We start from the raw sequence: 21572 nt of genomic DNA, 5'->3' as shown, positions 1-21572 counted from the left end.
TTGATTTCAAATCTTTTTTCAATCAAATTATCCTTTTAAAGGATGGGTAATGGTTATTTATCCTTTAAAAACAGATAGTTGTAATTATTAAATTGTTTAGTGATCTAATTGGTTTTTTGCTGTTCCAGATAAACTAGTTAGTGGTCTAACTGATGGGTTGAGGAAATGTAAAAAAACAGCCGACTGAGTCGGCTGTTTTATCTTTGAGGAATGACGGAAAAAGATGTTTAAGTGAGAGGCTGAGTTGCTTGTTTGAGCCACGTTTTGACATCACCACTGACGAGTGGCGAAACATCATTCCAGACTTTCTGGTGGTAGTTATTGAGCCACTGGATTTCTGTTTCGGTGAGCTGTGATCGGTCAATGGCACGTTGGTCGATCGGACAACGTGTTAAAGATTCAAATCCCAGTACACTAAAATCACCTTGGGTCTCTACCGGTGTAACCAGTTCTAGGTTCTCGATCCGAATTCCAAACTGATCCGCACGGTAATAACCAGGCTCATTGGAGACAACCATCCCCGGTTGTAAAGCCACGGTATTCGGTGCTTTGCTGATGCGCTGTGGTCCTTCATGAACGTTGAGGCAATGACCAACACCATGACCCGTCCCATGATCGAAATCATAGCCATGCGCCCATAAGTGCTGGCGTGCCAGTGCATCTAACTGATGTCCGGATGTTCCCTGTGGGAAGCGCGCACTTGCCAGTGCAATATGCCCTTTTAAAACCAGTGTAAATTGCTGTTTCATCAGCGGAGAGGGCGTTCCTATCGCGATGGTCCGGGTAATATCGGTCGTGCCATCGGTATATTGGCCACCAGAATCGACCAGATATAAACTGTCTGGTGTTAGCTGTCCGGGCGTTGGCTGATTGAGATGATTATAATGGCACATTGCCGCATTGCTGCCGGCCGCGGAAATGGTATTAAAGCTAAAGTCCAGTAAAGTCGGATCTTCTTGTCTGAATTCTGCCAGTCGATCCGATAAGGTGGCTTCATTGTGCAGATGGCCTTGCGCAACTTCCTGATCCAACCAAGATAAAAACTTCGCCATCGCGGCACCATCACGAATGTGGCAGGCTTTCATGCCGGCAATTTCACTGGTATTCTTCGCGGCTTTCGGTAGCATGCACGGATCTGCACCATGAATGATAGAGACGCCTGCGTTTTGTAATGTCAGACTGAACCAAGCGTTGCTGGTGTCGGGATCCAGTAAAACTTGCTTGCCCTGTAAGTTTGCCAGTGACTGTTCAAGTGTCTCCGGAGGGCAGATTCTGACGCCCGGTCCGGCATGGGGTTCAAAGTCTTCAATTACTCGTTGTGGGTCGATGAAAAGATCGACACTGGCATCGTCATAGATAATGGCATAAGTCAGTAAGACCGGGAGGCAGGCAATATCCTGGCCGCGAATATTCAGTAACCAACAGATTGAGTCTGATTGTGTGAGTAGTGCACAATGTGCTTGTTTTTTTCTGAGGATATCCGCGATAGCTTGGCGTTTGTCCTCGCTGCTCTGACCTGATTGTTTGATGTCCATTAACCACATTTTCGAAAAAAGTGGTACTGGACGGTTCTGCCATAACTGATCAATTGGGTTATCCTGAAGTGGACACAGCGTAAATTTCCCCGCGATTTTTTGTTGGGCATGTGTTACCCATAGAGCCCGATGAAGACGCGGATCGAATCCGACTTTACTGCTTGGGGAAAGATGGTCTATTATCCAATCGAGATAGGGTTCTTCAATCAGATGATGATATTCAAATATTGTCTCTGGAACTTGTTTGGTAACTTGAACCGTGTAGCGACCATCAACAAAAATTGAAGCTCGCTCTTGAGTAATGACGGCAACGCCCGCAGAACCAGTAAAGCCTGTCAGCCATTGTAGACGTTCGTTATGGACGGGTAGATACTCTCCCAGATATTCGTCCTCATGAGGAACAATCAGCGCATCAAGTTGGTTTTCTTTGAGCCAGCTTCTTATATTTGATATTCGTTCAGATATATGACCTTGCATCTGTTGTTATCCTTTTTGTAGTCAATGGTAAAATGCTACCGGTGAGTGATTTTGAAATAAGCTACGCTTTTTTTGCTTGGCTCGCAATTTTGAATGATAAGTATCATTATTCATATAGGACATCGGATGTGATGTTCTATATGAATAAATATCAACCAATCGGCTGCGAAACGTATTATTATTGATATGTTCGTGCCCGATGATTATTTAGGCATATCTTTAACATTATAATATTTTCTTGGAAATCACATATGTCGATGACAACTTATGAAATGGCTCGAATTTTAGAGCAGCTTGATGAAACACCAGAGAAGGTGATGTTTGGAAAGTTGCTCAGTGAATTGGGCAACCAGAGCAGTGAGCGTATTCGCAGTGCTGCTAAACAAGTATCTGTTCCTGTTTTACGTGACTTGGTTTACCAATTTGAGCAAGTGATCGAATCCCGCAAATATGAACAAGTTGAAAGCATGGCAAAAAATTTAGCGGCCCAAGGTATTTCTGCTGAAGAGCTGCTGAACTATTTAAGTAAAAAGAATAGTGCTATTTAATTAAAGTCACTTTAATTTTTCCGGTTTTTATGCCGTTGTTTACGGGATAACATTTCTATTGATGGGGTTTTGCAATGAAATTAATGTTTCAGTTGATTGAACCTCATCGATGCTTTGCAATTTATCAATGAGTACGTATTGAAGTTCTTCAATTGAGTGACACATTAATTTTGCAAATATATTGTATGCCCCCGTTGTATAATAGGCTTCGACAACTTCATCGAGCGCATTCAGCTTTTCTAACGCTGAGTGGTAGTCTCTTGCGGCATTTAAATTGATGCCAATAAAACAGCAGACATCGTAGCCTAGCTTTTTCGTGTTCACGACGACTTCCGTTTTTTGGATAATATCCGCGTTTTTCATTTTTTCGATGCGAACGTGGATTGTGGCCGGGCTGACATTAAATTGTTTTGCCATTTCTGCGTAGGGCGTTCGGGCATCATCCATTAAAATTTTGAGGATGGCACGATCCAAATCGTCGAGTTTGGCCGTATTGGGATGCATGATTATTCCTTGTTTGAGCTTTTATTTTTTATAGGAAACCGATGCTGAGCACCCGGAAGTCTTTCGTGGTGTTCAGCGGTTTACAGATTATATCGATATCACAGCAAACTATTCTATCACTCAAATTGTCAAATGATGTATAGCGTCATGTCGATTTCATGTATACCACACTCTTGGCTGGCTTGATTCAGAGGAGAAAGTCTTTTTGTCACTACAGTTGTTAACCGAGTCCCGTGACGGACAGCCAACTCTCGACGCAATTGCGGAGCGATGGCAGCTTGAGCATACGCCGGGCAGCGCCTTTGCTTTAGTCTTGACTGACGAACGCTTAGAGTTGCGTCAGTTGGATGAGCCCAAGTTGGGCGCGATCTATGTTGATTTTGTTGGTGGGGCTGTTGCGCATCGGCGTAAATTCGGTGGTGGAAAAGGGCAGGCGATAGCCAAAGCGGTCGGGCTGAATAAAGGTGTCATTCCGGTTGTCCTTGATGCAACGGCTGGCTTGGGCCGTGATGCTTTCGTATTGGCTTCTTTAGGGTGCCATGTCTTGATGGTGGAGCGTCACCCTGTGGTTGCAGCACTCTTGGAAGACGGGTTAAGACGAGCTTATGCCGATACTGAGATTGGGTCATGGGTGGCTGAGCGAATGACATTACTGCATGAGAGTAGTCACCGGGCACTCGACAATCTTGAGCACCATATCCGGCCTGACGTCGTTTATCTGGATCCGATGTACCCTCACCCGGTGAATAAGAAGAAAACCGCGTTGGTGAAGAAAGAGATGCGGGTATTTCAATCTTTGGTCGGTGCTGATGACGATGCTGACGCTCTGTTAATGCCAGCACTGCGTTTAGCAAAAAAACGAGTGGTCGTGAAGCGTCCTGACTATGCTCCGTGGCTTGATGCGCAGCGCCCGACGATGGCCATCGAAACCAAGAAAAACCGCTTTGATGTGTATGTCAATGCAGCCATGGACGAGAAATAACAAACAAGAAACAACCATTTCACCACGTATTGGCACTGTGCCTGAGTATTTTTCTTGATTCCCGGACGATTGCTTTGTATATCTAATTAAGAATAATTATTATTTTTGTTGAGATAAACAATGAGCAAGCGTCTGTGTAAATTCGATCGACGTGAAATTCGACATACTTTGGGAGAGATTCATCATTTGGTGAGTGCGCCTCAGTTTGTCTGTCTTTCCTGCGCGAGAAGTGCCAATCAACGCTTTCACTTATGTAAACCCGTGGCACTTCCGACCCCGACGCATCAGCCGATCACTGTCGAACAGCCACGACCACTGCTGAATGTTGCGATGCCGGTCTGGGATAAGAAAGTGCTCAAGCAATTCAAAAAGCAGCTCAAAGATAAAAAGGCCCGAAAGCAGATTAAAAAACTTATCCGGCAGCACAAGAAACTACGTAAAGAGTCGGGGAAAGTGCAGAAGAAGCTAGAAAAAATCGCCGGTTGAGTCATTGTAAGTGATTACTTACATTCGTTGTCGGCTGTTAAACCTGAACCTATGCCGGGAAAGAAGGGTAAGGATGATTACAGCCCCCCGCTTTCCCGTACGTGTTCGGTAATTTTTATGATACGTGTGTTGCTATGAGTATTGTTGTGCCACTTTACGTTTGACCCAAGTTTCATTGATCCAGAGTGACAACATAATGATTGCGCCACCGAGAATCAGTTTCAGCAGGTTAGCCTCTCGGTTCCAAATCAAGATATTCACAATCAGACCAGCCGGGACCAATGCGTTATTCATAATCGCCAGAGCTCCCGCATTCACCAGACAAGCCCCTTTATTCCACATAAAATATCCCACCCCTGAAGCGATCAACCCCAGATAGACCAGAATACCCCATTGCAGTGACGTTGTTGGCAGTTTATCCGGATGTCCCAAAAGGAGAAACGCGATCGCCGCAACGAGTAGTGCACCGAGATAGAAATAGCCAAATACGGTGTGCTGAGAGAGTTTGGTGTCCTGATTTTCCATCACATACTTATAGCTGACCTGACCGATCGCAAAGCAAAGATTCGCCCCCTGAACGACCAAAAACCCGATTAAAAAGTCTTCTTGCACATCCGTGCGTTTAATCACGATTGTCCCTAACACGGCCACAATAGCTGTTACGAGATACCAGGGAGAAAAGCGCCCTTTGAGCAGATCATAAATTAATGTGACGTATATCGGGGTAAACACCGTAAATAACAGCACTTCAGGGACACTGAGCAAGAGAAAAGATTGGTAGTAAAAGCAGTACATCAAACCAAGCTGGATGCCACCGATGGCCATAAGTTTGAGGATCAGTGAGGGAGCAACCTGGCGGAATTTCAGAAATGGTAAAAACACCAGACTCGCAAGTGCAATACGCATGAGGACGGAGAACCAAGCATCAACCTGACCGGCAAGATAAACACCGATCAGGCTGAACGAAAAAGCCCACAATAGGGTAATCACAGAAAGGTAAGCCATATAATCGTTTCAAAATGATCAATAATGGCCCAGAGTCTAGCGAAGTTTTCCCTATTCGTCAGTCTTTGAGTGGCACGACCAGCATATCAACCGGAGAACAGTTGATGAGAAGTTTGGTTGAGGAAAGCAGTTTGCTCCAAAAATCCTGATGATGGCCACAGACAACCAGATCGATTTCGTATTCTTTGATCGTTTCACAAATCTCATGGCCTAAATCACCACTACCTACCAAGGTGTGATGAATCGGATAGTTGGCATGGGTTGCGATTTCTTGCAAATGCTTTTGTGACATTTCCATGGATTGATGCTGTGTTTCTGCCAGATTGATATCGATCAGCCCGGTGTACAGCTCGGCATAATTCACATCAATATGAATAAAAGACAATTTTGCTCCAAGAGGTTTTGCCAACGCAACAGCTTTATCTACTAAAACTCGGCTTTCCTCAGATAAATCGACTGTGACTAAGATATGTTTATAGCTCATTGTACCGTCTCCGTTTCATATCTGATGGTTTCACTTTAGCATCGCCCTGAAAAAAAAATTGTCGTAATGATCTCAGTTCCACTTCTCTGACAGAAGATGATAAAGTGTTGAAGGTGCTATATTTCAATCAATATGAGCTTAAATCAGGAGACAACGTTATGCTAGCACAAGCTATGGTTGATCAACTAAATGATCAAATTAATCTCGAATTTTTCTCATCCAATCTATACTTACAAATGAGTGCTTGGTGTGAAGATAAAGGCTTTGAAGGTGCAGCAATGTTTCTTCGTTCTCATGCTCAGGAAGAAATGCAGCACATGCAGCGTCTGTTTACTTATGTGAGTGAGACAGGAGCGCTGCCGATTCTCGGTGCGATTGATGCGCCCAAACACGACTACACAAGTTTAGGGGAGGTTTTCCGCGAAACATATGAACATGAGCAAATGATAACGCAAAAAATTAATAAGTTGGCCCATGTAGCATTCACATCCCAAGATTACTCGACCTTTAATTTTCTTCAGTGGTATGTCGCTGAGCAGCATGAAGAAGAAAAACTATTTAAAGGGATTTTAGATAAGTTAGAGCTGGTTGGTGAAGATGGCAAAGCCCTGTTTTTCATCGACAAAGATTTAGCAGACATGGTTAATGAAGGTTCATCTTCTGTTATGGATTCTCAAGCCGGGTAATCTCAGAAATATCACTGCTGATTGTCTTTTTCTTTGAGATCCAAGTGAAGATGTAGGGAGGAAAAGATGATCAGCGAAGATACGATCTTATTCGCACTCATGGGAGTGACACTGGTTAATGTTGCGCGGTACCTAACAGCGCTTCGGGCATTGATTTATATCATGCGTGAAGCCCATCCTCTCTTGTATCAGCAAGTAGACGGTCCCGGATTTTTCACTACTCACGGTAATATGAATAAACAGGTCCGTTTATTTCATTACATCAAAAGTAAAGAGTACCTCCATCATCACGACACGGTCTTTACAGGTAAATGTGAACGGGTGAGGCAACTCTTTATCCTTTCATCTGCCCTTGTCGGAATTACGATGGTTACCTCGCTTATTTTATAGAGAGAATTTCAACGTCGGGCACTTGATTGGTAAAATAACGCGCTTGACGTTAGAATCATGTTTCTATCGATGAAGGATGTGCTGACTGGCACATCCTTTTTTTCGTATCTTTTATATTTATAGCGATCGTTTGATTTTGGTGAGATGAGAATGAGCAAACAAGTTGATGTCGTTGTGATCGGCGCCGGAGCTGCCGGGTTGATGTGTGCTGCGCAAGCTGGCAAACGGGGACGACGCGTCTTGGTTGTCGATCACGGTAAAAAACCGGGACGGAAAATCTTGATTTCCGGCGGCGGACGCTGCAATTTCACCAACTATGATGTCTCTGCGAACCATTACCTCTGTCGCAATCCTCATTTTGTTAAATCTGCTTTATCGCAATATACCAACTGGGATTTTATCTCTTTGGTTACTCAGTATGGTATCGAGTTTGAAGAACGGGATCATGGGCAATTATTCTGTCTTGAGAGCGCGAAAGACATTGTTAATTTGCTGCTCAGGGAGTGTGATTTACCCAATATTGAACAGCGCTATCAGGTTAACATTCAAACCATTGAGAAAACGGAAACCGGTTTTCGCCTGAACATCGGGTCAGAGATCATTGATTGCCAGTCGCTGGTGGTTGCAACCGGAGGATTGTCGATGCCGAAACTGGGTGCAACGCCTTTCGGCTATCAAATTGCGGAACAGTTTGGTCTGAAGGTTTTGCCGACCAGAGCAGCATTGGTGCCTTTTACACTCCACAAAGAAGAAAAAGATCGGTTTGCCGAGTTGTCGGGTATTGCTGTTCCTGCGGTTCTCACCGCTGAAAATGGCACTTCATTTAAAGAAGCGCTGCTTTTCACGCACCGGGGGCTTTCCGGCCCCGCGGTGTTGCAGCTTTCCTCTTATTGGCAACCCGGGGAGAACGTCACGGTGAATCTGGTACCGGACGAGGATATCGAGCAATTGCTGAATCGTTCCTGTGCCAAACACCCCAACCAAAGTGTGAAAAATACCCTTGCGAAGGTGTTACCTAAACGCTTGGTTGAAGTCTTGATTGAGCGAGGCGAGCTGGTGGATAAGCCGCTCAAGCAGCTCAACAGTAAAGAAATGGCCGCACTGGTTGAAACATTGACGCACTGGCAGGTTTTACCCAACGGCACGGAAGGCTACCGCACCGCAGAAGTGACACAGGGTGGGGTCGATACCGATGCGCTTTCTTCGAAAACCATGGCATGTAAATCCGTCCCCGGCCTGTTCTTTGTCGGTGAAGTGATGGATGTCACCGGCTGGCTGGGCGGATATAATTTCCAGTGGTGCTGGTCGTCCGGCTGGGTTGCCGGACAGTGGGTGTGATGCTGTGCAAAGCTGCGTTACTTTCCCTCTGACAGCACAGCAATTCTTTCCAAATCTCGACTCGGAAAATCAGGATCGACGTACACATACATACGACTTATTATGTTTCCATCAAACTCAAATACACTACAAAAACGACCCGTGGACACATTGTTGTCCGGCCAGGGGGTTCCGTCACTCATGACTCCACCCTCTTGTCCTTCAACAATGACTTTGTTTCCTGCCGTTGTGATTTGAAAACCGTCTATATCGTGCCAGATACTTATCAACGAGCTACCAATTCTATTGCCGAACGCAACTAAGGCATTCTTTCCTTTCGCCTGTCCAAATTTAGGAAAGAAAAAATCAACATCCTCTGAGAATAGATCCAGATAACTCGGATCACCTGCGTCTATTTTCTCGAAATACTTAATGACTAGCGCAACTAAATCGTCTTCTTTCATCATTGTTCCTACATCCATATTCGTTTTACCTACAACAGTGTCTTTTCAGCAGATATTATCTTTATGATTTTTCATAAAATAAAAACACAATGACAGTAACACACTATGCCGCTCATAACTCAAAATAAACATGAGTTATTTCGTAAAAATCTCTTTCGAAATAAACCGCTCGAATAGCATGGTCAACCTGACTGCTTTTTCATCGGATTGTGTCAAAAAGGTCATCTGACACAATCCTGAATTCGGCGCTTATTTTACTGAGTGGTCAGCCGCTCTCGAATATCCATCAGCGTTTGTTCTGAAACCAGAACGCCATCTTTGAAAACGGTCTTTAATTCCCCTTGTTGTTCTTGCTCTGCGGTTTGTTGATCAAATAGTTCAAAGCCAGTGGCTGTCTTTTCGACCCGCAGCAGGCCACGTGCTGATTTTTTGGTGCCGTTATCTGTTTTCGGGTCTTTAAATATTTCTCTGCCTTCACCGTTGACTTGGCCCCAAGTTGCTTTCATGGCAAAGCCAAAGTTATCGCGGGTTAAATATTGATATGTGTAGCTGCCAATACCGAGCACGATATTATTTGAGGCAAAGCCTTTCTTCTTCATTCCTTCGAGAATCGCTTGGGCTCTTTCTAAGGTAATGGAGTCCCCGTAAATAAGACCGACCCGGGAATTTAACATTTTATAACCGCGCTCGGTGACATCACCGCCAAAGATATCCCATAAGCATTCCACAGCGCCTTTATATTCAGGTGTTCCCGGTTTGGCATCTGGATCCCCACAGATAATTTTAACCGGGTCACCACTGTCTGGACGGAAGACAACTTTCGCTAATCCTAGTGCATCTTCTTCACGCGCCAGAATAAGCTCTTTTAATGTCTTGGTATAAGAAGAAATCACCTGCCAAAAATCCCAGGTATCGGAAACAATACTGACCACGCCGCGGGGATACAATTCGGTGATTAAGCGGCGAAATGTTTCAATCTCTCCCTCTTGGGTGCCCATACACATGACACTGTGTTCTGTCGCAGGTACGGAGACACCGATGACACCTTCTGCATTGTAATAATCCTCAGCATAATCAATCGCTGTCACCGAGTCTGTGCCAATGAAGCTTGTTAAGTGCCCCAGACTAGACTGTGCTGAATCGACAATCCCGCTCATGCCGCGAAAACTAAAATCGTGTCCTTGTAATGGCACAAATGCTGGTGGGGCACCGGTTTGATCGGCGTAATCCGTTAAGAGGCGTTTATATTCATAAGCGATGGTTGCTGTTGTACAGGTTTTCCAGATTTCAGCACTCATACTGGTTTCCAGATAGTTGGTCAGCCAGTAAAACTCGGGCAGTGTGTTCACAATGGTAAACATCGGGACTTTTATGTTAACTCGGCTGCCTTCAGGTAATGCTTTGATTTCCAGAGGCAGGTAGCCCAAGTCATGCAGTGCTTCAATGTGATCGACTGGGACTGCGCCTTCACCGAGCGATGTATCCATACGGCGTTTATACCGAGCTACCACTTTTTCTTTGGGCTGGTTAAAAAAGCCGTCACGCCATGCTTCGATTAAGAAGCGTTTGATATAGCCCTGTAATCCGACAAATACAACTCGTTCATCAAAGCCTTCTAAGACAGGAGCGAGACGTGATGATCTAGGTGTAAAGTTAGAATACACGTATTCAGTTCCTTGGGGATATTGGCGTCTGTGGTCGGCTTTGTAAAAATCAATCGCTGTTAGTGGGTTCATAAAATACTCCGGTTGTTTCACTCTTTTTATGATTAGCTTCGTTTTATTTTCTGGTGGCTTGTTTACGAATAGTGGATAACGTTGATCATCGAATTGTCTGCATTTTGCGGGAAACTATCCGTGGTATAAATTTTATCGATAAGACCATCGAATACTTGGAAACCATTACTGAAAATTCCGTGTGTGACATACAGAATGATTTGGCTGGCACCTTTGGCTTTCAGCTGCTCTGCGATTTTGATAAAGGTAAAGCCGCCATCACAGATATCATCGGTAATAATTGCGGTTTTACCGGTCAGGCTTGGTGCTTCAATTTCTGTTTTTGTAATATGTCCGGTTTTGGAATCGCGTTTTTTGTAGCATTGAACCATTGATGGCAGGGCGAAATATTCTTGAATCGCTGTGCAGCGTGCCTTTGCACCCTGATCGGGACAAACCAAGACACTATTGTCTGATGTTAATTGTTCAACTAATTCTGAATGCGTAGCGATGATTTTTTCTGGTGTAATATTAATCGCTTGGGTTAAATCTATACCTACCTGACTATGGCAGTCCCAGACAGTCAGACGACGCAATGCCATTGAATTTAATAATCCGGCAAAGACTTCCAAAGAAAAGGCCTGTCCGGCGGCACAGACCCGATCCTGACGTGCGTAAGGTAAATAAGGCAGGGTGAGATGAATCGGTGTGTTCTGCCCGAATTTGTGCTGAAGTGCGTTCACAAGTAAGAGTAAATCCATGACGTCAGTTGTGTCTTGAATACGGGCTTCTATGGTGATGCAGGAGAATGGTGATACATCAGTATCCGATAATTGAACGTGTCTTTCACCACCCGAAAAGGTAAGGAAATTCGTTGTTAGGATTTGATTGTTATCGGTTTTTATTTGAATGTTCATCTTGACATACTCGCTATTATCTTCGGGGTGTTTATATAGTGTCCTATGGACACTATATGTGTCAATCTATTTTTTGTCCTAAAGACACTATTTTGCTTATAATGATAAAAATTTCTGATGCTATGGGGGAATGTATGCGAGAAACTGAGGCTGAATTTTTGCGCGACTATGACCGAAGCTCATACCTTGCACCGCTTATCACTGTCGATGCCGCCATCTTTACGTTTCATGATGACGAGTTACTCATCTTACTCACGCAGCGTAGTGAACATCCTGAAAGGGGGAAATGGGCATTGCCGGGCGGCTTTGTCGATGAAAGTAAAGATATGTGCTTAGAAGACACAGTGCAGAGAAAGTTGCGTGAAAAAACCGGTGTGAATGCACCTTATATTGAACAGCTGATGAGTGTGGGAAATCATCATCGGGATGCTCGCGGTTGGTCTGTGACGATTGCTTATACGGCATTGGTTGCTTTTCAAGCATGCCAGAGTTTTGTTGAGAATGTGTCCGAAGCCCGTTGGATGGCGTATAACGAGGCTTTGGTGATGGAATTAGCATTTGATCATCTTGATATTCTGCAAGCAGCGCGGGAGCGACTGAAGCAAAAAGCATTGTATTCGATGATACCTGCCTACGCATTATCCGATACGTTTACCTTATCTGAGTTGCAAAAATTTTTAGAAGTGTTGATTGATAAGCCTATTCAAAAGAAATCTTTCCGTCGCCGTGTTGAACAAGCAAATTTGGTTGAAGAAGTGGGACTAAGAGCCGCAGAAGGAAAAGGACGTCCGTCCATGACCTACAGACTGAAAGATGGTGCGAGGGACTTCACGTTTATCAGAAACTTAGATACATAGTTTAGATACATAGTATTGAACGACTTCAATATTCAGCGATTGACTAACAATCCAATCAATCGTTGTTTTTAGTCACCACGGATACAGAAATTGAATATTATGTGTGAATTAAATATTTTGTGATCTAATTAATCCTTTTGCATATGTGTGCTAATGATTATCGTAATAAAGTTGTATGTTATCCGCGATTTGGCTTCAGGTACTGATAAATAATTCATGATAAATCATAAAATAACGGCGGTTCGCTGGGTGTTGGCGCTTTTATTGCTGGTTGCTGTGATTACCGGTATCAACCTTTTGTTACCCAACCGCTCTGCTGTTGAGTTGGGTCATCCGCTCCCCGAAAAAAATCATACCTTACCGCCAAATACAGAAACGCTGACCGTAGAAAAATTAAATCATCAGGTTCAGGTGAAACAGTTACGGCAGGCGCTGATTCATGAGCAGCCGTTATCGGCGACTGAGACGCTATCCGACCAAGATATTGATCAGAAAATTGAATCACTTGAGCAAGAGCTACACCAGTTAAGTCAAGAAAAGTAGCGCTGTATTCGCTGTATTAAATGTTAAGTGGGTTAAGTATGAATAAACGGATTGGCCTTTTGTTAGGTCTGGGGTTTTTTGTATCTGCGTCATATGTACAAGCAGCCTCTATCACTGAAACGGTCGGTACTTTACCGGGAGAACTCAGTGTTCACCAAGGGATTGCCTCTTATCAGATTCCGATTCAATTGCCGGAAGGTCGTGGCGGTAATACACCACAACTGGCGATGCAGTATTCCAGTCAGGGGGCCACGAACTCAGCATTTGGTGTCGGTTTCAATATTGCCGGACTTTCTTCGATTTATCGCTGTGGCAGTCAGTTCTTTACCGATGAGCAATTTCGTCCCGTTGAAAATAGCCGTCTGGATAATTTCTGTATGGATGGCAATCGGCTGATTGTTGCAGATGGTGTCCGTGGTGAAGATGGTTCGGTTTATTTTTTACAACAGGATGATTTTACTCGTGTCTCCCTGAACGGTAATGCATTGGCATCAGACAGCATCTTTATTTCCCAGAGTAAGAGTGGTGAGCGGATGACCTATCGTTATCATCCGCAAAGTCGTGCGTGGTTACTGAGTGAAGTAACCAACACATCCCGTAAGAATCCAGTCAAATACAGCTATACAACGCATGGGACGATCGCTCAGGTCGACTATGATATCTATTCACTTGCATTTGTTTACGAACCCGTGGCAAATGCCCAATTTAAACTTTCTCGCTTCAGTCAAAATGGTGAAACGGATCAATCAGGGGAACGCTTGTCCCGGATTGAGCTGAAAACCAGCGGGCAACTGGCCAATTATTATCAGTTCACTTATCAGGCGACGACCGGTGAACAAAGTTCTTCAATCGATACACAGACTGTGCGCGCAATTCAATATTGTGATCACGACAATGTGTGCTTACCTAAGACCCAATTCGATTGGCATGCCGTGCCGAAACCCAAACAGCAAAATGTTTATTTTAATCGACAGGTAGTTAACAGCAATATTGTGAACTGGGGTAATAACAGTATTCCTGCCGCTTGGAAAAATCAGTCCCGTTCATGGTGGATTGACTTAGATGGTGATGGTGAGCTTGATCTGTGTAAAACCGCAACCGGCGGATTGCACTGTCATTTCAATGTCGCTGGTGATAACAAAACGGTGGCGTATCCCATTACTCAATGGGGGGACAGTGATGCTCACTGGTGGCTGGATCTCAATGGGAACAGCAAGAGTGAATTCTGTCGTAATGATAAAGACCAGCTCGTTTGCACCGAATTCTCGCCCAATGGTCAACAAACCACCCAGACTTACCCGTTACCGGCGCTTGGTTCAAAAGAGTACCGCTGGTGGGTGGATACTAATGGCAATGGCTACCCTGAATTCTGTCGACGCATCGATGATGACTTGGTCTGTAGTCAACTGAAAAAAGAGGATGAGACCACTTATACCTGGCAGGAAACCACTCGCCTCAATCACTTGGTTTGGGAAGCGAACAGTGACATTGATTGGGTTGATCTCGACGGCAACGGCAGTCAGGATTTCTGCCGGGTCAGTGCCAATCTTGTCAAATGTACGTTATTGAACGCCAGCGAGGTCAAAGGGGAGCGCGTTCGTGTATTCCCGTTGGCCAATACCGGCAGTAAAGATAAGCGCTGGTGGGTTGATATCAATGGCGACGGAGCTATGGATCTGTGCCGGGCAACCAAAAATGAAGCCGGTCAGGAGAAGAACCTGACTTGTTCTTATGGGACTCACGGTAATGTGTCCGGCTTAAGTAATGATCTGGTTTTGGTCGGAGGGCCGGACTGGAATGGCAACTGGGGAGATGCGAATAAACGCTGGTGGCAGGATCTCAATCAGGATGGGGTGATTGATTTCTGTCGTGGCAGCGGCTCTCAGGTGTTCTGTACCAATATCAACAAAGAAAATTATCAGTTTAAAGTCGATTCATGGGGCAGCACCCAGCGTTGGTGGGCCGATCTGAACCATGACGGTCAACTGGATTTTTGTACCGATAAAGGGGGATTACTGGTCTGTAAGACGGCTGAAAATCTCGTCAACCGGGCTTTATTGTTGTCCAAAGTGACCAACGGTTTAGGTCATACATCACAGGTATGGTTTGGTGCTTACGGCCAACATACAGATCGTTCCGCGATTCAACCAGCGACCTTACCCAAACAAAATCTTTCGCTGGCTCATCCGGTCGCTTATCGGCTGGACAGTGAGAATGGCAGCGGGACCACCAGTTATGTGTTCCGGTATGGGCCGTATCAATATGATACGCAAGGCGAAGGTTCCGGCGGTTTTGAGTGGATTCAACAGCGTGAATTCGTGAACGGGGAAAACAACCGCAACCGATATATCGAGTTTTACACCGCGTTTCCTTACAGTCAGAATCAAAAGCATCGTCAAACGTTTCTTGGCAATGCGGATCAACTGGATGACAACTGTCGTGTCTGTGGTGAGGCAAACTTCTGGAACTTCCGTCATCTGACGCTGCTGAATGAGTCGGATACCCACTATGAACATCGCCCGGTGATACGGCAGGGATGGGTACGACCAAAATCTCAGGAGCAGATTCAACAGGCAGCCGCAGCGCTCGCGCAGCCCTATGAATTGATCGAATATCAAGATAAAACTTATGCCAAAAAGCCGGATACCGCGTTGCTGATCCCGGGGCCGGTCATTATCTCGATCATCCAACCGAACGATCAATATTATCTGGTTGAAAATCTAGCGTCGGTTCCTGAACTGGCGCAGGGATCGCAGGCTGTCTTGTCTGCCGTGGATGATGCGCTCAAACATAAACTGGCAAGACAGCAGAAAACCGCCACCACTCAGATCATTGCTCGCGATCAGTATCAGCAACTGGTCAATAATACCCCACAGATGACTCAGCACCGGAGTTATCAGGTTTATATGCAGCAGCAGCGTGATAAAAGTTATGATCTGGATAAAAACCTTCTGATGACGACGACAGTCAGCCATGAGCAGGTTGATGACTATGGCAATATTGGTAAAACAACCACGCTGACACAGGGGCTCAATCCGGTTACCGGAGCCACAGATACTTACCGTAAGGTTGTTGAAAATCAGTTTAGTAATCATGTTTCCTCTTGGTTGTTGGGGTTACTGACTCGCTCGCAAACCACCCAGATTCATACTGACGGCAGTCAAATCAGTCATGTTGCTGAATTCAGTTATGATCCGCTGACCGGGAAAGTCGTGAAGGAAGTCAGCGATCCCGGTGATGCACTGGCGGTCACCAAAACATACCGCTATAACAGTGAAGGGGTTGTTGAATCAGAGACAATCACGGCACAACAAAATGGTGCTCAGGTTAGTCAGGAATCGAAACACACCCTGACATATTCACAAAATCTAACCACGGCAACCCATACCAATCCGTTGGGACATCAAAGCCGAACCGTCAGAGACCGTTTAAACGGCGTCATGACCAACTGGGATCCGAACGGGCTTGAATCGCGTGTTTATCTCGATGGTTTAGGGCGCAAAACCGAGTCTTGGCAGCAGGCTGAAACCGGGTTTATTAAAACTCAGTATCGGTATCTGCCGGCATCCGATAACCGCTGTGGTATTAAACCGTCCGATGCCGTGTATTGTGTGGTTTCTGAAACGCCGGGGCAGGCGACACAGGTTGCTTTTTACGACATGTTGCAGCGTAAAGTCCGTGACGCTCACCGGGCGCTGCATGGTAAATGGGTTCTGGTGAATCATCAGTATACCCCGTTGGGACAGGTGAGTGCGGTCACACGTCCTTATTACGCCGGTGATGTCCCACAGTATACGTATACCCGTTATGATCAGTTGGGTCGCATTCATACCGTTTCTCAGCCGGGACCGGCAGGGAAAGACCTGAGTTGGGTGTCTTACCAGTATCAGCCATTCGTCACCACTAAGATTGATGCCAAAGGCAGAAAAGAGTCCACCTATCTCAACGTGATGGGATGGGAGATTCAGAAGCTGGAGCCCGCAGGCGGCAGTCTCACCAAAGAATATTATGCCGATGGCATGCTGAAGTCGGTGATCAGTGCAACCGGGAATATGAGTGAGTCTCGCTACAATGTGCAGGGGAAAGAAATTTATCGCAGCGATCCGGATTTAGGTGTCTGGAGTTATGTTTACGATGGATTTGGCAACCTCCTGAGTCAGACGGATGCCAAAGGTCAGCATACGACGATGAAGTATGATGCGTTGGGGCGGATGATCGAGAGTAACGAAGAGACCATCACAGCTACGGCGCAGGGTGAGCAGAAACAGATTCGAACAACGCTATGGCATTATGACTCGGTGGCAACGGCAACCGGTACCCGTCAATGGAATGGGGCACTGCTGCAAAGTGAGGTCAAAGGTGAGCTGATTAAGAACTTTTATGTGGATGCTATCGGCAGAGCCAGCAAAGAAGAGTTGATTAATGAAGACCAGACACTCAGTCGTCAGTTTGAATATAACAACCTTGGTCTGTTGATTGCCGAGCATCGGCCGAATCAGTTTACGCTCAACTATCAACGGGATGCGCAAACGGGGATTAATACCGAAATTTGGGGTGATATTAGTCAGGCTCAGATTCACTTTAGTGCTGAAGAATATGATCGCGTGATTCGGCCATTGATTGATCAGGCGATCGCCCGGGCCGGTGATTATCTGCGTAAAGCCAAAGAGCTCCGAAGACAACAACATTTCTATCAGGCCCGTGAAGAAGAATATCTGGCGCTGAAAGACCACGTGATTTCTGCCGATGGTGTTGCGGAGAATGAGCAGTTTGCACAGCAAATGTACGCCGAGCTCCATGGCCGGGCGCTGGAAGCATTTTACGATCAAAATGGCGAGCGCTATTTTAAAGTGCCGGGCCGGACTGTGTTGATCAATTCTCCGGTCACGATTACCGTGGTTCAGCAACCGAAATTCCACCTCAAACTAGAGGGCAACCTGTTACGCAAAGTGAGCTTAGCGGAATGGGCAAGCGTTCAATCCGGCTTAATTGCCGCCAATCAGATTGCTTATTACGGCCATTATGCGGACAACAACGGTGCCGGGTTGGTGAGTTTTACATTAGATCGGGATGACCCGTTATACGACCAGCGAGTCCGGGAGATGTTTGGTCGTCTGACCGTGTTAGCTGATGATATCGGCCGCCTCGAATATGTGGCCGATCACACCCACCGCAAAGCAACCAGCTACTTACAGGCGGCGAACCAACTGGTTCAACTGGTCAAACAGGTCAAACTGGTTTCGCAACGCTACCGGAATTTAGGCGAGGAAAGCGGTACTGAATCTCTATTGTTACAGTCGTTAAAAGATGCCGCGCCGGCCCAAGGCAAGCTCAGTTACTGGAAGCTCAGTGATCTCGATGCGGAAGGCCGTATTACTGCGGAAATTTACGGTAATGGCCTGACCAACCAGTACGACTATCAGGAGGACAGTGGTCAGTTGCTCAATATCACGACACTTCAGGGCAACCAGTCCATTCGCTCTCTGCACTATACCTATGACCGAATGGATAATGTCACGTCTCGTTATGATGCCATCAATAATATTCGTGACGAATATTATTATGACCAACAGGACCGGTTAACTAAAAATCGTCTCATGGGTACCAATCATCAGCATCAGGATAATCCGTTGTTTAATAAGGATTATACGGTTAGATATAACGCGGAAGGCAACATTACCTATAAATCCGATGTCGGTCGTTATTTCTATGCTGATCCCGAGCATGCTCACGCGGTCACCCGTGCCGGTAACAATACTTATACCTATGATGCCAACGGCAACATGCTTACTGGTGGCGGGCGGACCATTGACTGGAATGGATTCAACAAACCTGAGCGGATTACATCGGGTGAGCAGTGGGTGGCGTTCAAATACGATTCAGCCCGTCAGCGCTACTTTAAACAGAATCATCAGGGTGAGAAAACATGGTATCTGGGCAAAGTGTATGAGCGAGTTGAAGGTGCGGACGGTAATATCCGGCATAAGCAGTTTATCTATGTTGACGGCCGTCTGGTGGCGCTCAATGTTGATGTGACCAAAACCGATGGTCAAGGCAACGCGGCCTCGGTGGATCGTCAGATTCGTTACAGCCATAGTGATGCGCTGCATTCCATCGATTTGATGACTGATATGTGGGGCAATGTCGTTGAGCGCAGAAACTATGATGCCTGGGGTAAAGTCCGGCCATTTGCGTGGCAGCAAGAGACACAAAATGTCCCGCAGGCACTGATGCAAAACCGGGGCTATACCGGTCACGAACAGATCGAAGAAGTCGGGCTGATTCACATGAATGCCCGGGTGTACGATGCCACGCTGGCGCGTTTCCTCAGTGCGGACACCTATATTCAGGCTCCCGATCACAGTCAGTCCTATAACCGCTATAGCTATGTAATGAATAACCCGATGAAGTATTACGATCCGTCGGGTCATTTCTGGAAAAAGATCAGAAAAGCAATCAGTAAAGGCCTGAAGAAAGTCACCCGGGAAGTGTTTAAAGGGGTGGCCAAGGTGAAATATCTGAACGCGGTGTTACAGACGGCTGCCTGCGTCGTGGGTGGCCCGGCCGGATGTGCCGGCTATGCCGCTGCATCGACACTGGGATATACCGGTTCATATAGTGGCGCATTCCGGGCCGGGGCGTTTTCATATGCCGGCGCGAGAATCTATGGTGTCGGAAATCCGCTGAGTTCTGTGCGGGGGACGATTTCTTTTGTCACTTCTGCAACGTTAAGCCGTGAACAATCGACCATTGCCAATTTTGCCTTATATGGTTTGGGCGGTAGCTTCGGGCAAGTTGCTGCGAATGCCGTGGTGGAGGCGAAAAACTATTACTGGAAGACGCGGGTAGAGCATTATGCGAATAAGTTAGGCCTGAGCCTGTATGAAGCGAATATCTTACTGCAATTAAACTCAGAGATTGGTTTGGCTGTCGCGGGGGATACGGTACAAATCGATGACAAAGGTGTTCAGATTTACGGATTTACGACCCGGAATAAACATGGCATGTGGGGCGTTCTCTGGGATGTTAATGACACGATTCTTGGCTACCAGGGAGAAATCGATGCCGTAGGACGGAGTTTTATTCGTCAGGCGGAAGGGCGGCGGATCGAGATCGGTCATAGCCTCGGCGCGTTGCGTTCAACCAATCTGGTTCGTCGTGGTTATGCATCAAGCGCCCATGTCTATGCATTACCGGCTACCAATATCGGTGGGCCGGGCGTCACGGTGACCAATGGAATGCATGATGGCGTCAGTGGTGGTGTACTCGGCGGCATTTTTAATCCCGGTTCACTGATTCCCAGCCCTTACAGTCAGTTCAGTTTTTATCCGCCGATCTTCAGACTGGATAAAAACCATCCTTACTGTTCAGCGTATGGAAAATGCTAACCCTATGAATCTCTCGGCGGTACATCGCGTACCGCCGTTACACTCAATAATCAATGAAATTTTGTAAAACAGGCCCAGCAGACATGCGACACAGTGGCCACTGATAATAAAGCAAGGAACTATGATGAAATTACAAAAAATACTACTGCTCGGCGGTCTGCTACTTTCTTCGACCGCATTTGCCGGAGCTTGGACCGAGCCGTTGACGGTCAAAGATGTATCGGTCAGTGTAAATGAAGGTCGATTTGCTAAGGCTCAGTTGAGGGTTACTTTTGATAAACCACCAGTCACCTCGGTATGTGCGGCAACCGAGAAACTGGCTGTCTATGATCCGAGTGATATGAATGCCTGGATTCAGACTTGGTCTTCGATATTACTCACGGCACAGGCTCAGAATAAGAAAGTACAGATTTATATGACGACCTGCCGTGCCAACAGCGTTCCGCTACTTTACGGTGTGCGAGTGATTAATCAGTAACGGTTTTATTTCCCTTGTCTTAGATAAAAGCTTTGAGTCACTGACTTGAAGCTTTTTTATTTGCATAAGTACTAATGTGGTTAATGGGGAAAAGCCTGAAGGTCAGTCACACCAGATGCAAAACTGATGTGACAGCTGTGCTCTCAATGGTGATCGCGATGCGGTGAACCGCTATGAATAATCTGTTCGTAAAGTTCTCTGGAGATAGCTTCGTTGTACTGACGGACAATTTTCTGCGAGAGGAATAACTGGGGCAGTTCATAGCCACATAAAGCGATCAGAATCAGGACACCCAGTCCGCTGCCACCGAGAATAAAACTCAAGATAGCAATGATCAGCAGAACCAGTTCCGCGATAAACCGTTTATATCTGCCCAGATACAGATGGTGCACACCACCGAGAAAGAAATAGTTGAGTACCGCGTAATTATCGGGGTCTTTGATGAGCTTGGACTGCTCATGATAAAAGGCTTTTCTTTCCGTATCAGACAGCGCATTGATCTGTTTCCGCAGCTGTTCTTCTCTGGTTTCGAGTTGTTCTTGGGGTTCAAGCCAGTTCATCAGGGAACTCATTACGGCACCTCGTCATAAATTTTTTCGACCAAATCGGGCTGATTACAACGTCTGATGCGGGCAAGTCCGAGCTTCCACCCTTTTCGGGCGCCGTATTTCTCAATGCATTGTTTGGTGTATTCCGAGCAGGTTGGTTCGAAGTTACATTCAATATTGAGTAATTGTTTAGAGCCGCCTTTACGTTGGTAAAGGCGGATCAAATGCAGAGAGATAAACTTCAGCAA

The 21572-nt window shown here is 45.9% G+C and carries 19 protein-coding genes; 10 read left to right on the top strand and 9 right to left on the bottom strand.

What is annotated here, in order from left to right; all coding sequences use genetic code 11:
• Positions 1 to 227 precede the first annotated feature (227 nt).
• Positions 228 to 2012, bottom strand: a complete 1785-nt coding sequence (locus OCV37_RS14995) for an aminopeptidase P family protein (protein ID WP_038185333.1) — start codon at positions 2010 to 2012, stop codon at positions 228 to 230.
• 251 nt (positions 2013 to 2263) lie between these two features.
• Here OCV37_RS14995 and tsrA point away from each other — a divergent pair, with 251 nt between their 5' ends.
• A complete protein-coding gene (tsrA, locus tag OCV37_RS14990; RefSeq protein WP_038185335.1) occupies positions 2264 to 2560 on the top strand; it encodes an H-NS-like global regulator TsrA in 297 nt (98 codons plus the stop codon).
• Between the two features lie 39 nt (positions 2561 to 2599).
• On the opposite strand, the gene asnC is transcribed toward tsrA, so the two are convergent.
• Positions 2600 to 3064 (bottom strand): transcriptional regulator AsnC, encoded by a 465-nt coding sequence (gene asnC / locus OCV37_RS14985; protein WP_038185337.1) that lies wholly within the window; start codon positions 3062 to 3064, stop codon positions 2600 to 2602.
• Positions 3065 to 3269: 205 nt separating this feature from the next.
• Here asnC and OCV37_RS14980 point away from each other — a divergent pair, with 205 nt between their 5' ends.
• Complete coding sequence (locus OCV37_RS14980; RefSeq protein WP_038185339.1) at positions 3270 to 4046, top strand: class I SAM-dependent methyltransferase; 777 nt, start codon at positions 3270 to 3272, stop codon at positions 4044 to 4046.
• A gap of 120 nt (positions 4047 to 4166) precedes the next feature.
• Entirely contained in the window at positions 4167 to 4532 is a 366-nt protein-coding gene (locus OCV37_RS14975) for a hypothetical protein (RefSeq protein WP_038185342.1), read from the top strand.
• A gap of 132 nt (positions 4533 to 4664) precedes the next feature.
• Here the strand turns inward: OCV37_RS14975 and OCV37_RS14970 are convergent, their stop codons facing one another.
• Positions 4665 to 5537, bottom strand: a complete 873-nt coding sequence (locus tag OCV37_RS14970; RefSeq protein WP_038185344.1) for a carboxylate/amino acid/amine transporter — start codon at positions 5535 to 5537, stop codon at positions 4665 to 4667.
• A 58-nt stretch (positions 5538 to 5595) separates the two neighbouring features.
• Positions 5596 to 6021: a universal stress protein UspA gene (gene uspA / locus OCV37_RS14965; protein ID WP_038185345.1), complete on the bottom strand. Its 426-nt coding sequence runs from the start codon at positions 6019 to 6021 to the stop codon at positions 5596 to 5598.
• A 158-nt stretch (positions 6022 to 6179) separates the two neighbouring features.
• Here uspA and ftnA point away from each other — a divergent pair, with 158 nt between their 5' ends.
• From ftnA to OCV37_RS14950, 3 genes are all read left to right on the top strand, one after another.
• Positions 6180 to 6707 (top strand): non-heme ferritin, encoded by a 528-nt coding sequence (gene ftnA, locus OCV37_RS14960; RefSeq protein ID WP_038185348.1) that lies wholly within the window; start codon positions 6180 to 6182, stop codon positions 6705 to 6707.
• Between the two features lie 66 nt (positions 6708 to 6773).
• Positions 6774 to 7097 carry a universal stress protein UspB gene (gene uspB, locus OCV37_RS14955; protein ID WP_038185350.1) on the top strand — a complete coding sequence of 108 codons (324 nt, stop codon included), beginning with the start codon at positions 6774 to 6776 and terminating at the stop codon, positions 7095 to 7097.
• Positions 7098 to 7247: 150 nt separating this feature from the next.
• A complete protein-coding gene (locus OCV37_RS14950) occupies positions 7248 to 8435 on the top strand; it encodes a BaiN/RdsA family NAD(P)/FAD-dependent oxidoreductase (RefSeq protein ID WP_038185352.1) in 1188 nt (395 codons plus the stop codon).
• Between the two features lie 17 nt (positions 8436 to 8452).
• On the opposite strand, the gene OCV37_RS14945 is transcribed toward OCV37_RS14950, so the two are convergent.
• From OCV37_RS14945 to prs, 3 genes are all read right to left on the bottom strand, one after another.
• Positions 8453 to 8896: a nuclear transport factor 2 family protein gene (locus OCV37_RS14945; RefSeq protein WP_245609159.1), complete on the bottom strand. Its 444-nt coding sequence runs from the start codon at positions 8894 to 8896 to the stop codon at positions 8453 to 8455.
• A gap of 236 nt (positions 8897 to 9132) precedes the next feature.
• Positions 9133 to 10614: a nicotinate phosphoribosyltransferase gene (locus OCV37_RS14940; protein ID WP_038185356.1), complete on the bottom strand. Its 1482-nt coding sequence runs from the start codon at positions 10612 to 10614 to the stop codon at positions 9133 to 9135.
• 62 nt (positions 10615 to 10676) lie between these two features.
• Positions 10677 to 11510: a ribose-phosphate diphosphokinase gene (gene prs / locus OCV37_RS14935; RefSeq protein WP_038185361.1), complete on the bottom strand. Its 834-nt coding sequence runs from the start codon at positions 11508 to 11510 to the stop codon at positions 10677 to 10679.
• A 56-nt stretch (positions 11511 to 11566) separates the two neighbouring features.
• On the opposite strand from prs, the gene OCV37_RS14930 reads away from it, so the two are divergent.
• The 4 genes from OCV37_RS14930 (at position 11567) to OCV37_RS14915 (ending at position 20776) form a co-directional block, all read left to right on the top strand.
• Positions 11567 to 12367 carry an NUDIX hydrolase gene (locus tag OCV37_RS14930; protein ID WP_211252101.1) on the top strand — a complete coding sequence of 267 codons (801 nt, stop codon included), beginning with the start codon at positions 11567 to 11569 and terminating at the stop codon, positions 12365 to 12367.
• 216 nt (positions 12368 to 12583) lie between these two features.
• Positions 12584 to 12910, top strand: coding sequence for a hypothetical protein (locus tag OCV37_RS14925; RefSeq protein ID WP_038185363.1), 327 nt, complete (start codon positions 12584 to 12586; stop codon positions 12908 to 12910).
• A gap of 38 nt (positions 12911 to 12948) precedes the next feature.
• Entirely contained in the window at positions 12949 to 20298 is a 7350-nt protein-coding gene (locus tag OCV37_RS14920) for an RHS repeat-associated core domain-containing protein (RefSeq protein WP_169739383.1), read from the top strand.
• Between the two features lie 121 nt (positions 20299 to 20419).
• The gene (locus OCV37_RS14915; protein WP_157635084.1) at positions 20420 to 20776 is read left to right on the top strand and encodes a hypothetical protein; all 357 of its coding nucleotides are present in this window, start codon (positions 20420 to 20422) and stop codon (positions 20774 to 20776) included.
• A gap of 143 nt (positions 20777 to 20919) precedes the next feature.
• Here the strand turns inward: OCV37_RS14915 and OCV37_RS14910 are convergent, their stop codons facing one another.
• Together OCV37_RS14910 and yidD are read right to left on the bottom strand one after the other, a co-directional pair.
• The gene (locus tag OCV37_RS14910) at positions 20920 to 21348 is read right to left on the bottom strand and encodes a TM2 domain-containing protein (RefSeq protein WP_245609160.1); all 429 of its coding nucleotides are present in this window, start codon (positions 21346 to 21348) and stop codon (positions 20920 to 20922) included.
• Entirely contained in the window at positions 21348 to 21572 is a 225-nt protein-coding gene (gene yidD, locus OCV37_RS14905; RefSeq protein WP_038185367.1) for a membrane protein insertion efficiency factor YidD, read from the bottom strand. The genes OCV37_RS14910 and yidD overlap by 1 nt, the downstream gene beginning before the upstream one ends.

The organism is Vibrio rhizosphaerae, assembly GCF_024347095.1.
GTDB lineage: Bacteria > Pseudomonadota > Gammaproteobacteria > Enterobacterales > Vibrionaceae > Vibrio > Vibrio rhizosphaerae.
Note: the sequence above shows the minus strand (reverse complement) of the source record. Positions and strands in the feature narration are given on the sequence as shown.

Coding starts and splice junctions, on each gene's coding strand:
- OCV37_RS14995 (WP_038185333.1), bottom strand. CDS start 2,012: ATGCAAGGTCATATATCTGAACGAATATCAAATATAAGAAGCTGGCTC.
- tsrA (WP_038185335.1), top strand. CDS start 2,264: ATGTCGATGACAACTTATGAAATGGCTCGAATTTTAGAGCAGCTTGAT.
- asnC (WP_038185337.1), bottom strand. CDS start 3,064: ATGCATCCCAATACGGCCAAACTCGACGATTTGGATCGTGCCATCCTC.
- OCV37_RS14975 (WP_038185342.1), top strand. CDS start 4,167: ATGAGCAAGCGTCTGTGTAAATTCGATCGACGTGAAATTCGACATACT.
- OCV37_RS14970 (WP_038185344.1), bottom strand. CDS start 5,537: ATGGCTTACCTTTCTGTGATTACCCTATTGTGGGCTTTTTCGTTCAGC.
- uspA (WP_038185345.1), bottom strand. CDS start 6,021: ATGAGCTATAAACATATCTTAGTCACAGTCGATTTATCTGAGGAAAGC.
- ftnA (WP_038185348.1), top strand. CDS start 6,180: ATGCTAGCACAAGCTATGGTTGATCAACTAAATGATCAAATTAATCTC.
- uspB (WP_038185350.1), top strand. CDS start 6,774: ATGATCAGCGAAGATACGATCTTATTCGCACTCATGGGAGTGACACTG.
- OCV37_RS14950 (WP_038185352.1), top strand. CDS start 7,248: ATGAGCAAACAAGTTGATGTCGTTGTGATCGGCGCCGGAGCTGCCGGG.
- OCV37_RS14945 (WP_245609159.1), bottom strand. CDS start 8,896: ATGGATGTAGGAACAATGATGAAAGAAGACGATTTAGTTGCGCTAGTC.
- OCV37_RS14940 (WP_038185356.1), bottom strand. CDS start 10,614: ATGAACCCACTAACAGCGATTGATTTTTACAAAGCCGACCACAGACGC.
- prs (WP_038185361.1), bottom strand. CDS start 11,510: ATGAACATTCAAATAAAAACCGATAACAATCAAATCCTAACAACGAAT.
- OCV37_RS14930 (WP_211252101.1), top strand. CDS start 11,567: ATGTGTCAATCTATTTTTTGTCCTAAAGACACTATTTTGCTTATAATG.
- OCV37_RS14925 (WP_038185363.1), top strand. CDS start 12,584: ATGATAAATCATAAAATAACGGCGGTTCGCTGGGTGTTGGCGCTTTTA.
- OCV37_RS14920 (WP_169739383.1), top strand. CDS start 12,949: ATGAATAAACGGATTGGCCTTTTGTTAGGTCTGGGGTTTTTTGTATCT.
- OCV37_RS14915 (WP_157635084.1), top strand. CDS start 20,420: ATGATGAAATTACAAAAAATACTACTGCTCGGCGGTCTGCTACTTTCT.
- OCV37_RS14910 (WP_245609160.1), bottom strand. CDS start 21,348: ATGAGTTCCCTGATGAACTGGCTTGAACCCCAAGAACAACTCGAAACC.